Source organism: Streptomyces sp. NPDC057136, from assembly GCF_042670885.1.
GTDB lineage: Bacteria > Actinomycetota > Actinomycetes > Streptomycetales > Streptomycetaceae > Streptomyces.
The window spans coordinates 1-12348 of record NZ_JBHUUV010000021.1; the positions used below are offsets into that span (position 1 = coordinate 1).

Consider the following 12348-nt stretch of genomic DNA (forward strand, 5'->3'; position numbering starts at 1 on the left):
GGAGACGCGGTGCGGGCCGTTCCGCATCTTGTCGGATATCAGACTCCAGGAGATCGGCGTCCCGGACTACTGCGCCTCGTGCGGCAACACCGGCGAGTGGCTCGGTCAGCCGATGACGCTCCAGATCGACCACGTAAACGGCAACTGGCTCGACAACCGGGCTGAAAATCTGCGCTATCTGTGCCCGAATTGCCATGCACTGACCGACACATGGTGTCGCAACCGGCGCCGAACCAAAACGGTCGCCGATTAGCTCCTTCTGGCGTACGCGCCGTCCCCTTGTAGACTGCCGACGCGCGCGCGAGTGCTGGAATTGGTTAGACAGGCTGGTTTTAGGTACCAGTGTCCTAGTGGCGTGAGGGTTCGAGTCCCTCCTCGCGCACTTTACGAACAGGCCCGGTTCACGGCTCATGCCCTTGTTGAACCGGGCCTGTGGCGTACGCAGAAGGTGTCAGCCCACCAGCTCCCGCACCACCGGCACCAGTGCCCGGAACGCCTTGCCCCGGTGGCTGATCGCGTTCTTCTCCACCGGGGTCAGTTCCGCGGCCGTCCGCGTCTCACCGTCCGGCTGGAGGATCGGGTCGTAGCCGAAGCCGTTCGTGCCGGACGGGGTGTGGCGCAGGGTGCCCAGGAGGCGGCCTTCGACCACGCGTTCCGTGCCGTCGGGGAGGGCCAGGGCTGCCGCGCAGGCGAAGTAGGCCGTGCGGTGGGGGGCGTCGATGTCGGCGAGTTGGGCAAGGAGCAGGTTCAGGTTGGCCTTGTCGTCGCCGTGGGTGCCGGCCCAGCGGGCGGAGAAGATTCCTGGGGCGCCGCCGAGTACGTCGACGCAGAGGCCGGAGTCGTCGGCGATCGCCGGGTGGCCGGTGGCGCGGGCGAGGGCGTGGGCCTTGAGGAGGGCGTTCTCCGCGAAGGTGACGCCGGTTTCCTTGACGTCGGGGATGTCGGGGTACGCGTCCGCGCCGACGAGGTCGTGGGTGAGACCTGCGTCGGCGAGGATCGCGTGGAGTTCGGTGATCTTCCCGGCGTTGCGGGTGGCGAGGATGAGGCGGGTCATGACTCGATTATCGCCGGGTGGAGCGGGGTCCCTACGGGGTGCAGACCTTGCCGATCTCGGTGGCGGCGTCGGTGACCGGGCTGATGTCGGGGGTGGCGTCGCCGGATTCGATGGAGCCGCGGACGTTGGTTACGCCGGTCTGGAGGTCGTCGACGGCCTTGCTGAGGTCGGCGTTGTCGGTCTTGTCGCCGAGGTTCTTCAGTTCCTTGTCGATCTCGTCCAGGGCTTCGGACGCCTGAGTCGGGTCGTCGGCGGCGGTGGAGACGGCCTGTTCGAGCTTGCCGACGCTGGTGGCTATCGCGTCGGCGGTCTGGACGCAGTCGAGTGCCTTGTCGAGGGCGCTGCAGCCGACGGCCGTGGTGAGGGTCAGCAGGGTGGCCGTGACGGCGAGTGCGATGCGGTGGTGACGGTGGTGGCGCGTGGCCATGGTGCGGTCCCTCCCCGGGGGTTGATACGTGGACGGGCGCACGGTTCGACCCGTGCGCCCGTACTCGTACCGACGCTGTGTGGTGCGTTTTTGGTTGCTTCTTTACTCGCCGAGGGTACGGGCGAGGGCTTCGAGCTGGAGTGCGGTGAGATTCTCGCAGCCCGCGGTGGCGAGGTCGAGGAGTGCGTTGAGTTCCTTGCGGTCGAAGGGCTCGGCCTCGGCGGTGCCCTGGACCTCGACGAAGCGGCCGTCGCCGGTGCAGACGACGTTCATGTCGGTGTCGGCGCGGACGTCCTCCTCGTAGCAGAGGTCGAGGAGGGGGGTGCCGTCGACGATGCCGACGCTGATGGCGGAGACGGTGCCGGTCAGTGGCTTGCGGCCGGCCTTGATGATCTTCTTGGTCTGGGCCCAGGCGATGGCGTCGGCGAGGGCGACGTAGGCGCCGGTGATGGCGGCTGTGCGGGTGCCGCCGTCGGCCTGGAGGACGTCGCAGTCCAGGACGATGGTGTTCTCGCCGAGTGCCTTGTAGTCGATGACGGCGCGCAGGGAGCGGCCGATCAGCCGGCTGATCTCGTGGGTGCGGCCGCCGATCTTGCCGCGTACGGATTCGCGGTCGCCGCGGGTGTTGGTCGAGCGGGGCAGCATCGAGTATTCGGCGGTGACCCAGCCTTCGCCGCTGCCCTTGCGCCAGCGCGGGACGCCTTCGGTGACGGAGGCGGTGCAGAAGACTTTGGTGTCGCCGAAGGAGATGAGTACGGATCCTTCGGCGTGCTTGCTCCATCCGCGTTCGATGGTGACGGGGCGGAGCTGTTCGGGGGTGCGGCCGTCGATGCGAGACATGGGGGAAGCCTAATGGTCGTACGTGTGGGTACGGGACCGGCCGCCGTTCCCTGGGGCAGGGGGCGGCGGCCGGTGGGGTGAGCCGGTGTCAGCGGGTCACATCATGTCTTCGATGTCTGCGGCGATGGGGTCGGCGTCGGTGCCGATGACGACCTGGATGGCGGTGCCCATCTTCACGACGCCGTGGGCTCCGGCGGCCTTGAGAGCGGCTTCGTCGACCTTGCTGGCGTCGTGGACTTCGGTGCGGAGGCGGGTGATGCAGCCTTCGATCTCGTCGATGTTCTCGATGCCGCCGAGCCCGGCGACGATCTTCTCAGCCTTGCTGGCCATGTCCTACTCCCTGGTCTTTGCGTGCTGTTAGCGGCCCACCATGGGTCCGTTTCGTCACGGTAACGCACGGTTGGCCCAACTTCGCAGGCGTGTATCCGGCTGATCGCGAAGGATGACGATCGCCGGCGCCCTGTCTTCCGAGCGGGCTCCGCACCGTACCGCGACTGGTCTACACCAGTTTGCAACAACCGCCAAACCAGGCGTGTTCCGGGAGGATGCCGATGAGCTCCAGCAGCGCAGCAGTGCCAGAACGGAAGTGGTGGAACGGCCTCTTCCAGGGACTGCAGAAGATGGGCCGCAGCCTCCAGTTGCCGATCGCGGTCCTGCCGGCGGCGGGCATCCTCAACCGGCTCGGCCAGCCGGACGTTTTCGGCGCCGACGGCCTGGGCTGGACCAATGTCGCCAAGGTGTTCGCGGCGGCGGGTGGCGCGCTGCTCGATTCCGGACTGGGTCTGCCTCTGCTGTTCTGCGTCGGTGTCGCCATCGGTATGGCGAAGAAGTCGGACGGTTCGACGGCGCTCGCGGCGGTGACCGGCTTCCTCGTCTATTACGCGGTGCTGCACGCGTTCCCGGTGGACTGCGCCCCGGGTTCGACGTTCACGTCGGGCGGCACGTGGTTCGGCACCTGCGTCGACGGAGACGCAACGGTGACGGCGGCCGAGTACCAGAACCCCGGCGTGTTCGGTGGCATCGTCATGGGCCTGCTGTCGGCCTGGTTCTGGGTGCGGTACCACCGGGTCAAGCTGGTCGACTGGCTGGGCTTCTTCAACGGACGCCGGCTCGTCCCGATCATCATGGCGTTCGTCGGTCTGGCCCTCGCGTCCCTGTGCGCCTGGGTGTGGCAGCCGATCGGTGACGGCCTGGTCGACTTCTCCGAATGGCTGGTGGACCTGGACTGGGTGGGGTCGGGCATCTTCGGCATTGCCAACCGTGCACTGCTCGTCTTCGGCCTACACCAGTTCCTGAACACGTTCGTCTGGTTCCAGTTCGGTGACTACACCAAGCCGGACGGCACGGTCGTGCACGGTGACATCAACCGGTTCCTGGCGGGCGACCCGACTGCCGGTCAGTTCACCACGGGCTTCTTCCCGATCATGATGTTCGCACTGCCGGCCGTGGCGCTGGCGATCTACCACTGCGCGAAGCCGCACCGGCGCAAGGCGGTCGGCGGCATGATGGTCTCGGTCGGTCTGACCTCGTTCGTGACCGGCATCACCGAGCCGATCGAGTACTCGTTCCTCTTCGTCGCGCCCTTGCTGTACGTGATCCACGCGGTCCTCACCGGCGTCTCGATGGCGGTGACGTGGGGGCTCGGAGTGAAGGACGGCTTCAGCTTCTCGGCGGGTCTGATCGACTACGTCATCAACTGGAGCCTGGCGACCAAGCCATGGATGATCATTCCGATCGGCCTGGCCTTCGCCGTCGTGTACTACGTGATCTTCCGGTTCGCAATCACGAAGTTCAATCTCCAGACCCCCGGGCGTGAGCCCGACGAGATCGAGGAAGAGATCGAGAAGAATCTCACGAAGTAGGCCGTGCCGGGCTTCGCGCCCGGCCCCACGAAGGCCCCCGGACCGTACGGTCCGGGGGCCTTCGTCGTGTCACTGAGGGTGCTGGATGCACTACTGCGAATTAGGGGGAATTTGAAGGTTCCTTATCTAACCTTCACCGTGCTAAAACTGGTCTACACCACTGAGTGGTCCAGACCACGTGGCACTGACCCGCCGCGTTCCTTGAGTCGTCGCCCCCAAGAAAACCTGTCCCTGGCGGCGCCTTGCCAATGGAGGAAGTTGATGAGTACGGCCACCGCTTCGGCGGCCCCCGCGAAGAAGCGGGGCTCCGGCCTGTTCCAGGGCCTGCAGAAGGTGGGACGCAGCCTCCAGCTGCCGATCGCCGTGCTGCCTGCGGCGGGGCTTCTGCTCCGCGCCGGCCAGCCCGATGTCTTCGGGGCCGACGGCCTCGGCTGGGGCAAGGTCGCCACGGTCTTCGCCACCGCCGGTGACGCGGTCTTCGCCAACCTGCCTCTGCTGTTCTGCATCGGTGTGGCCATCGGCTTCGCCAAGAAGGCCGACGGTTCGACCGCGCTGGCCGCCCTGGTCGGCTTCCTGGTCTACAAGAACGTGCTCACCGCGTTCCCCGTCACCGACGCCGTCGTCAACACGACGGCGAACAAGGGTGTCGACGTCGCCGCGACGTACAACAACCCCGGTGTCCTCGGCGGCATCATCATGGGTCTGCTGGCGGCCGTGCTGTGGCAGAAGTTCCACCGCACCAGGCTGGTCGACTGGCTCGGCTTCTTCAACGGCCGCCGCCTCGTCCCGATCATCATGGCCTTCGTCGGCACCCTCGTCGGTGTCATATTCGGCCTGGTGTGGGAGCCCATCGGTGAGGGCATCTCCAGCTTCGGCGAGTGGATGACCGGCCTCGGTGCCGGTGGCGCCGGCCTCTTCGGCCTGATCAACCGCGCGCTGATCCCGGTCGGCATGCACCAGTTCGTGAACACGGTCTCCTGGTTCCAGCTCGGTGACTTCACCAACGCGGCCGGCGAGGTCGTCCACGGCGACCTGAACCGGTTCTTCGCGGGTGACCCCTCCGCCGGCATGTTCATGTCGGGCTTCTTCCCGATCATGATGTTCGGTCTCCCGGCCGCGGCCCTGGCCATCGCCCACTCCGCCCGCCCGGAGCGCCGCAAGGCGGTCATGGGCATGATGATGTCGCTGGCCCTGACCTCGTTCGTCACCGGTGTGACCGAGCCGATCGAATTCTCGTTCATGTTCATCGCCCCGGCGCTGTACGCGATCCACGCGGTCCTGACCGCCATCTCGATGGCCGTCACCTGGGCGCTCGGTGTGCACACCGGCTTCACCTTCTCCGCCGGTCTCATCGACTACGGGCTGAACTGGAACCTCGCGACGAAGCCCTGGCTGATCATCCCGATCGGTCTGGTCTTCGGAGCGATCTACTACGTGCTCTTCCGCTTCGCCATCACCAAGTTCAACCTGACCACCCCGGGCCGCGAGCCCGAGGAAGAGGTCGAGGACCTGACCAAGGCGTAAGCCCGGGTCCGGCAGATGTGACGCAGGCCCCCACCTTCCCGGCGGAAGGTGGGGGCCTCGTGCATGCCGCGACAGGGCCTGGGGCCCTAGACCTCGTACACCGCGCCCGGGGCTGCCAGCTCGACCGGGCCGTCGTACGCCTCGCGGGCGTCGGCCACGTTGCGGGCGGCGTCCGTCCACGGCGGGATGTGGGTGAGGACGAGGCGCCCCGCACCTGCGCGCGCGGCGTGCTCGCCGGCCTCACGGCCGTTGAGGTGGAGGTCCGGGATGTCTTCCTTGCCGTCGACGAACGACGCCTCGCACAGGAACAGGTCCGCACCCTCGGCGAGTTCGTCCAGGGCCTCGCAGGGGCCGGTGTCGCCGGAGTACGTGAGCGTCCGGCCGCCGTGCTCGATGCGGATGCCGAAGGTTTCGACGGGGTGGCAGAGCTTCTCCGTACGCACCGAGAAGGGGCCGATCTCGAACGATCCCGACTTGAGCGTGTGGAAGTCGAAGACCTCGCTCATCGCCCGTTCGGACGGGGTGTCGGCGTGGGCCGTGGTCAGCCGCTGTTCGGTGCCGTCGGGGCCGTACACCGGGATGGAGGAGGGGCGTCCGCCGTCGTGCCGGTAGTAGCGCACCACGAAGTACGCGCACATGTCGATGCAGTGATCGGCGTGGAGATGGCTGAGGAAGATCGCGTCGAGGTCGTAGAGACCGACGTGGCGCTGCAGCTCGCCGAGGGCGCCGTTGCCCATGTCGAGGAGCAGCCGGAAGCCGTCGGCCTCTACGAGGTAGCTCGAGCAAGCCGAACCCGCGGACGGGAACGAGCCGGAGCAGCCGACGACGGTGAGCTTCATGGAGCGTGAACCTCCGAGACGTGGGAACGGGGAGGGTTCGTGCGGTTCCTGCGGTGCGGTGAGCAGTGCGTTGAACGGTTCGTCGAGCGTAAGGCGCGAAACACCTGGTCGCTCCTCCGAGGCCTGCCGTTGTGGGGGAACTCACCTGCACTGTCACCGGTTCGATGGAAGGCGCCGGTACGGTCGTTCGTATGAACACGTCCTGGTGGGTGGCGCTTGCCGCGGTCGTACTGCTCGCACTGGGAGTGGCGGTGGTGGACGGCCGGGTGCGCAGTGGCCGGGGCCGTCCGGGTGGGCGGACTCGTCCGCCGGGCCGGCCGGCGGGTCCGCGGCGCGGGGCCGGGCAGCTGCCTCGGCCGGGCGAGATCTGGTGGGCGGAGGTGCCGTACGAGGACGGGCCCGGGTCGAAGGACCGGCCGTGTCTCGTGCTGTCGGTACGGCGTGGGACGGCCGTCGTCGCCAAGATCACCAGCAGGCACCATGCGGAGCGGCCCGGGGTGATCGCGCTGCCGCCGGGGACGGTGGGGGATGCGCAGGGGCGGCTGAGCTATCTGGAGCCGGACGAGACGCGGAGGGTGGCGGTGCGGGGGTTCCGGCGGAAGGTGGGCGCGGTGGACCCGGGGGTGTGGGCGCGGGTTCGTGGGGCGCGGTGAGGTGGGCGGGGTGGGGTGCGGGGGCGGTGCGGGTGGGGCGCCTGCGGCGGGCCTCTTCCCCACCGCGCCCCTTCCCGAAGTCCTCAATCGCCGGACGGGCTCCAAGGGCTGTCCTCAAACGCCGGACTGGCTGGGAAGCAAGCGTCGGACGGGCTGGGATTTCAGCCCGTCCGGCGTTTGAGGACCAGCCCGTCCGGCGTTTGAGGACCAGCCCGTCCGGCGTTGAGCGAGGTGCGGGTTACGCCCAGAGCTGGCCCTGCAGGGTTTCGATGGCTGCTTCTGTCGTGGGGGCCGTGTAGACGCCCGTCGACAGGTATTTCCAGCCGCCGTCCGCGACGACGAAGACGATGTCGGCGGATTCGCCGGCCTTCACGGCCTTGTTTCCGACGCCGATCGCGGCGTGCAGGGCAGCGCCCGTGGAGACGCCCGCGAAGATTCCCTCCTGCTGGAGGAGTTCGCGGGTGCGGGTGACCGCGTCGGCCGAGCCGACCGAGAAGCGGGTGGTGAGGACCGAGGCGTCGTACAGCTCGGGGACGAAGCCCTCGTCGAGGTTGCGCAGGCCGTAGACGAGGTCGTCGTAGCGCGGCTCGGCGGCGACGATCTTGATGCCCTCGACCTGTTCGCGCAGGTAGCGGCCCACGCCCATGAGCGTGCCCGTCGTGCCGAGGCCGGCCACGAAGTGGGTGATGGACGGGAGGTCCGCGAGGATCTCCGGGCCGGTCGTCGCGTAGTGGGCGCCCGCGTTGTCCGGGTTGCCGTACTGGTACAGCATCACCCAGTCGGGGTGCTCGGCCGCGAGTTCCTTGGCGACGCGGACGGCGGTGTTGGAGCCGCCAGCCGCCGGGGACGGGACGATCTCGGCGCCCCACATGGTGAGCAGGTCGCGGCGCTCCTGCGAGGTGTTCTCCGGCATGACGCAGACGATGCGGTAGCCCTTGAGCTTGGCCGCCATGGCGAGCGAGATGCCGGTGTTGCCGCTGGTGGGTTCGAGGATCGTGCAGCCGGGGGTCAGCCGGCCGTCCTTCTCCGCCTGCTCGACCATGTGGAGCGCGGGGCGGTCCTTGATCGAGCCGGTGGGGTTGCGGTCCTCCAGCTTGGCCCAGATGCGTACGTCGTCGGACGGGGACAGCCGGGGCAGGCGGACCAGGGGCGTGTTGCCCACGGCCTCCAGCGGGGAGTCGTACCGCATCAGCGCATGCCGCCGGCGACGGCCGGGAGGATGGTGATGTTGTCGCCGTCGGCCAGCTTCGTGTCGATGCCGTCGAGGAAGCGGACGTCTTCGTCGTTGAGGTACACATTCACGAAGCGGCGGAGTTCGCCGCCGTCGACGATGCGCTCGCGGATGCCGGTGTGGCGGCTCTCCAGGTCGGCGAACAGGTCGGCGACGGTCGCCCCGGTGCCCTCGACCGCCTTGGCGCCGGCGGTGTAGGTGCGGAGGATGGTCGGGATGCGGACCTCGATGGCCATGGCGTGGGCTCCTGTCGGAAGCGGAGAGGTGGCGTGGGGCGCGCGTTTCTGCCCCGCGCAGGGGGTGGGGCGTGTGGGTGGCGCTCGGGCCGCGGCTCAGACCGTGCGGCTCGCGGGCAGGCTGCAGCCGGGACAGATCGCGCTGGACAGCCTGCACAGGTCGACGTGCAGCCGCGCGACGAGCAGCATGCCCGGCGTCTTGTCGCTCACGTCATGGAGAACCATGCGGTCATCGTATCGATTCCCACCCGGGAAACCCGAGTGTGATCTCGGATGGTGGACGATATGTGTTCACTGGATGGACACCGGTCGCGATGAGCAGGCGGCAGGTCGTTTCTGACTCCCGTTCCCGGGCCGGGAGATGACGCTCCTGGAGGGTCCGGGAGTCAGGAACCGGCTCAGTACGCCTCGACGACCTTGACGTCCTCTTCCGTGATCTCGCCGTCGACGATGCGGTACGAGCGGAACTGGAAGGGGCCCGCTTCGTCGGTGTCCGCGGTGGAGACGAGGACGTAGTGGGCTTCGGGCTCGTTGGCGTACGTGAGGTCGGTGCGCGAGGGGTAGGCCTCGGTCGCCGTGTGCGAGTGGTAGATGATCACGGGCTCTTCGTCGCGGTCGTCCATCTCGCGGTAGAGCTTCAGCAGGTCGCCCGAGTCGAACTCGTAGAACGTGGGCGAGCGAGCGGCGTTGAGCATGGGGATGAAGCGTTCGGCGCGGCCCGTTCCGGCCGGGCCCGCGACCACGCCGCACGCCTCGTCGGGGTGGTCTGCGCGGGAGTGCGCGACGATCTGGTCGTACAGCGCCTGGGTAAGGGTCAGCATGGCGCTCAGGATATGCATGAGGGCCCGCCCGTACCGGGGAGTGGTACGGGCGGGCCCACATGGTGGACGGGGCCGTTGGGGCGGCCGGGCGTCCGGGAAGGCCTTCGGGCGGGGTCAGCGCTTCACGAAGGCGGTGTTCTCGGGGTTGCGGGCCTTGAGCACCAGGTAGGAGACACCGAGGATCAGGGCCCAGAGCGGGGCGCAGTACAGCGAGATCCTGGCGTCCTTGTCGACGGCCATCATGACGATGACGAGGCCGATGAAGGCGAGCGCGAACCAGCTGGTGAAGGGGGCGCCGGGGGCCCTGAAGGTGGACTGCGGCAGCTCGCCGCGGTCGGCCTTGGCGCGGTAGCGGATCTGGCAGACCAGGATCATGATCCAGGCCCACATGCCGGAGATGGTCGCGAAGGAGACGACGTAGTTGAACGCGTCGCCCGGCCACTGGTAGTTGATCCAGACGCCGACGAGCATCAGTGCGGCGGAGAAGGTGGTACCCACCAGCGGGAGGCCGTTCTTCGTCAGCTTGGTGAACGACTTGGGGCCCTGGCCGTTGAGTGCCAGGTCGCGCAGCATGCGGCCGGTGGAGTACATGCCGGAGTTGCAGGAGGAGAGCGCCGCGGTGAGGACGACGAAGTTGACGATGGCGGCGCCGACGCCGAGGCCCATCTGCTCGAAGGCGGCGACGAACGGGGAGACGCCCGGCTTGAACGAGCTCCACGGCACCACGGAGAGGATCATGATCAGCGCGCCGACGTAGAAGACGGCGATGCGCCACGGCACGGTGTTGATGGCCTTGGGCAGGACGGTCTTCGGGTCCTTGGACTCGCCCGCGGTGACGCCGACGAGTTCGACGGCGAGGAAGGCGAACATCACGATCTGGAGGGTCATCAGCGTGCCGCCGATGCCCTCGGGGAAGAATCCGCCGTCGTTCCAGAGATTGGCGACGGTGGCGGTGTCCGCGGCGTCGGAGAAGCCGATCGTGAGGACGCCGGCGCAGATCAGGATCATGCCGATGATCGCGGTGACCTTGACCATCGAGAACCAGAATTCAAGCTCTCCGAAGAGCTTCACGGAGATCAGGTTGGCGCCGTACAGAATGACCGTGAATACGAGCGCGGACAGCCACTGGGGAATGTCCCACCAGTACGTCATGTAGGTGGCGGCCGCGGTGACCTCGGTGATTCCGGTGACGACCCAGAACAGCCAGTACGTCCAGCCGGTCACGAACCCGAAGAACGGGCCGATGAATTCGCGGGCGTACTCCGAGAACGAGCCCGACACCGGGCGGTACATGAGGAGTTCACCCAGGGACCGCATGATGAAGAAGATCACCAGGCCCGCGATGGCGTAGGCCAGGATGAGGCTGGGTCCCGCCCGGTCGATGGCCTTGCCCGCGCCCAGGAAGAGCCCGGTTCCAATGGCTCCGCCGATGGCGATCATCTGGATCTGCCGGGCTCCCAGTCCGCGCTGGTATCCCTCGCCCGTTGTTTCGGCATTCGCGGGCTCCTGCCCTGCGTGCCCCTTGTCGACCTGCGCCGATGTCATGGGTGATGCGCCTTTCTCCACGCCGATCCGCGCCTTCGCAGGCTACGGATCAGGTCCTGATCCCCCCGGATATGGATGGAGTGCCGCCGGCGTTCGGCCGGTCTGTAGCGCCCCCGGGAACAGGGGTGGCGTCCCCGGGCGGTCGTGAAGATTTATCACGTTTGCCCGGGGGGCCCAGGAGTCATTGTGTGGTGCACGCCACAGGAAAAAGCGGACAAGCGTTTCCAGGTGCAGCAAAAAAGGCCATTCAGGTGACGCGATCGTTATTCGGATTTGAGCGTCCGTTGAGCGAACACCTGGGTCTGACCCGAACGAGAGGCCGGGCAGGCCCTAGGACATCAGTGTTTCGACGAGCGTTTCCTGGAGGGCGCCGAGCCAGAGGTAGGCCAACACCATCGGCTTGCGCGGGTCGCTGTCGGGAAGGCGGTAGAGCGAGCCCTCCTCGGCGCCGTCCTCGTCGGAGACGTCCAGACGGGTGCCGATGGTCAGCCGGAGGTCGTTGAGGGCGCCCAGCCAGTTGTGGCACTCCTCGGCGGTGAGCCTCAGCACGGCGCCGCCGTCCCCGACGGGCGAGAGCGAGTCCAGGGTCCTGACGACGGTGAGGGCGTCGTCGCGCTTGCGGGTGCGCAGGTCGTTCTCGGTGAAGCGGCGGAATTCGGCGGACGCCTCGCGCAGCTCCTTGTCCTCGTCCCCGTACGCCTCGGGGAAGAGCCGGGCCAGGGCGGGGTCGGACGGCGGTTCGCTGGGGCCCTCGGCGAAGAGGGCGGCGAGGGGGTCCTCGCCCTCGGCGGGTGCGTCACCCGGGCCGATCAGTTCCAGCAGCTGGACGGCGAGGGAGCGCAGGATGGCGATCTCGACCTCGTCGAGCGCGACGGCCGCGCCGCCGCCAGGGGTGGCCTCGAAATGGCCGGCCATGGATTCTCCGATGGTGGGGCGGAAGGAGGGGCGGGGTCGGCGACGAGGCTAGTTGCGGTCCTGGGTCAGCGTCGCCCAGAGGCCGTAACCGTGCATGGCCTGGACGTCGCGCTCCATCTCCTCGCGGCTTCCGCTGGAGACGACGGCGCGGCCCTTCTGGTGGACGTCCAGCATCAGCTTGTGGGCCTTGTCCTTGGAGTAGCCGAAGTACGCCTGGAAGACATAGGTCACGTAGCTCATGAGGTTGACCGGGTCGTTGTGCACCAGCGTCACCCAGGGGACGTCGGGCTCGGGGACGGCGAAGGTCTCCTCGGCCGATTCGGGACGTTCGATCTCTACGGGGGCAGCAACGCTCACCTACCCCATGCTGCCACTCGGGAGGGCTCATCGCACAAACGGAC

Annotated in this window: 16 protein-coding genes and 1 tRNA gene; 5 read left to right on the forward strand and 12 right to left on the reverse strand. The window is 67.8% G+C overall.

What is annotated here, in order from left to right; translation table 11 throughout:
• Both ACFT7S_RS23650 and ACFT7S_RS23655 read left to right on the forward strand, forming a co-directional pair.
• Positions 1 to 253, forward strand: a 253-nt coding sequence (locus ACFT7S_RS23650; protein WP_382735037.1) for an HNH endonuclease, incomplete at its 5' end; no start/stop codon positions are given.
• A 45-nt stretch (positions 254 to 298) separates the two neighbouring features.
• A tRNA-Leu gene (locus ACFT7S_RS23655) sits at positions 299 to 382 on the forward strand.
• Between the two features lie 69 nt (positions 383 to 451).
• On the opposite strand, the gene rdgB is transcribed toward ACFT7S_RS23655, so the two are convergent.
• The 4 genes from rdgB to ACFT7S_RS23675 all read right to left on the reverse strand — a co-directional run bounded on the left by rdgB (position 452) and on the right by ACFT7S_RS23675 (position 2651).
• Positions 452 to 1054 carry an RdgB/HAM1 family non-canonical purine NTP pyrophosphatase gene (rdgB, locus tag ACFT7S_RS23660; RefSeq protein ID WP_382735039.1) on the reverse strand — a complete coding sequence of 201 codons (603 nt, stop codon included), beginning with the start codon at positions 1052 to 1054 and terminating at the stop codon, positions 452 to 454.
• A gap of 31 nt (positions 1055 to 1085) precedes the next feature.
• Positions 1086 to 1481 carry a hypothetical protein gene (locus ACFT7S_RS23665; protein ID WP_382735041.1) on the reverse strand — a complete coding sequence of 132 codons (396 nt, stop codon included), beginning with the start codon at positions 1479 to 1481 and terminating at the stop codon, positions 1086 to 1088.
• Positions 1482 to 1583: 102 nt separating this feature from the next.
• Positions 1584 to 2321 (reverse strand): ribonuclease PH, encoded by a 738-nt coding sequence (rph, locus tag ACFT7S_RS23670; RefSeq protein ID WP_382735043.1) that lies wholly within the window; start codon positions 2319 to 2321, stop codon positions 1584 to 1586.
• A gap of 96 nt (positions 2322 to 2417) precedes the next feature.
• Complete coding sequence (locus tag ACFT7S_RS23675) at positions 2418 to 2651, reverse strand: glucose PTS transporter subunit EIIB (protein ID WP_173313430.1); 234 nt, start codon at positions 2649 to 2651, stop codon at positions 2418 to 2420.
• Between the two features lie 221 nt (positions 2652 to 2872).
• Between ACFT7S_RS23675 and ACFT7S_RS23680 the strand changes: the two genes are divergently transcribed.
• Complete coding sequence (locus ACFT7S_RS23680) at positions 2873 to 4183, forward strand: PTS transporter subunit EIIC (RefSeq protein ID WP_382735046.1); 1311 nt, start codon at positions 2873 to 2875, stop codon at positions 4181 to 4183.
• A gap of 261 nt (positions 4184 to 4444) precedes the next feature.
• Positions 4445 to 5707, forward strand: a complete 1263-nt coding sequence (locus ACFT7S_RS23685) for a PTS transporter subunit EIIC (RefSeq protein WP_382735047.1) — start codon at positions 4445 to 4447, stop codon at positions 5705 to 5707.
• A gap of 86 nt (positions 5708 to 5793) precedes the next feature.
• On the opposite strand, the gene ACFT7S_RS23690 is transcribed toward ACFT7S_RS23685, so the two are convergent.
• Positions 5794 to 6546 (reverse strand): MBL fold metallo-hydrolase, encoded by a 753-nt coding sequence (locus tag ACFT7S_RS23690; protein ID WP_382735049.1) that lies wholly within the window; start codon positions 6544 to 6546, stop codon positions 5794 to 5796.
• A gap of 191 nt (positions 6547 to 6737) precedes the next feature.
• Between ACFT7S_RS23690 and ACFT7S_RS23695 the strand changes: the two genes are divergently transcribed.
• On the forward strand, positions 6738 to 7199 hold the full coding sequence (locus ACFT7S_RS23695) for a type II toxin-antitoxin system PemK/MazF family toxin (RefSeq protein ID WP_382735051.1): 462 nt from the start codon (positions 6738 to 6740) through the stop codon (positions 7197 to 7199).
• 238 nt (positions 7200 to 7437) lie between these two features.
• Here ACFT7S_RS23695 and ACFT7S_RS23700 read toward each other — a convergent pair whose 3' ends face one another.
• The 7 genes from ACFT7S_RS23700 to clpS all read right to left on the reverse strand — a co-directional run bounded on the left by ACFT7S_RS23700 (position 7438) and on the right by clpS (position 12304).
• Positions 7438 to 8388 carry a PLP-dependent cysteine synthase family protein gene (locus tag ACFT7S_RS23700; protein WP_382735053.1) on the reverse strand — a complete coding sequence of 317 codons (951 nt, stop codon included), beginning with the start codon at positions 8386 to 8388 and terminating at the stop codon, positions 7438 to 7440.
• Positions 8388 to 8666 carry a MoaD/ThiS family protein gene (locus ACFT7S_RS23705; RefSeq protein ID WP_382735055.1) on the reverse strand — a complete coding sequence of 93 codons (279 nt, stop codon included), beginning with the start codon at positions 8664 to 8666 and terminating at the stop codon, positions 8388 to 8390. The genes ACFT7S_RS23700 and ACFT7S_RS23705 overlap by 1 nt, the downstream gene beginning before the upstream one ends.
• Before the next feature lie 96 nt (positions 8667 to 8762).
• A complete protein-coding gene (locus ACFT7S_RS23710) occupies positions 8763 to 8891 on the reverse strand; it encodes a putative leader peptide (protein WP_382735057.1) in 129 nt (42 codons plus the stop codon).
• A 173-nt stretch (positions 8892 to 9064) separates the two neighbouring features.
• On the reverse strand, positions 9065 to 9487 hold the full coding sequence (locus ACFT7S_RS23715) for a Mov34/MPN/PAD-1 family protein (protein WP_382735060.1): 423 nt from the start codon (positions 9485 to 9487) through the stop codon (positions 9065 to 9067).
• A gap of 114 nt (positions 9488 to 9601) precedes the next feature.
• A complete protein-coding gene (locus ACFT7S_RS23720; protein ID WP_382735062.1) occupies positions 9602 to 11032 on the reverse strand; it encodes an amino acid permease in 1431 nt (476 codons plus the stop codon).
• Positions 11033 to 11362: 330 nt separating this feature from the next.
• Entirely contained in the window at positions 11363 to 11947 is a 585-nt protein-coding gene (locus tag ACFT7S_RS23725; RefSeq protein WP_382735064.1) for a DUF2017 domain-containing protein, read from the reverse strand.
• 48 nt (positions 11948 to 11995) lie between these two features.
• Positions 11996 to 12304, reverse strand: coding sequence for an ATP-dependent Clp protease adapter ClpS (gene clpS / locus ACFT7S_RS23730; RefSeq protein ID WP_031100168.1), 309 nt, complete (start codon positions 12302 to 12304; stop codon positions 11996 to 11998).
• Positions 12305 to 12348: the final 44 nt, after the last annotated feature.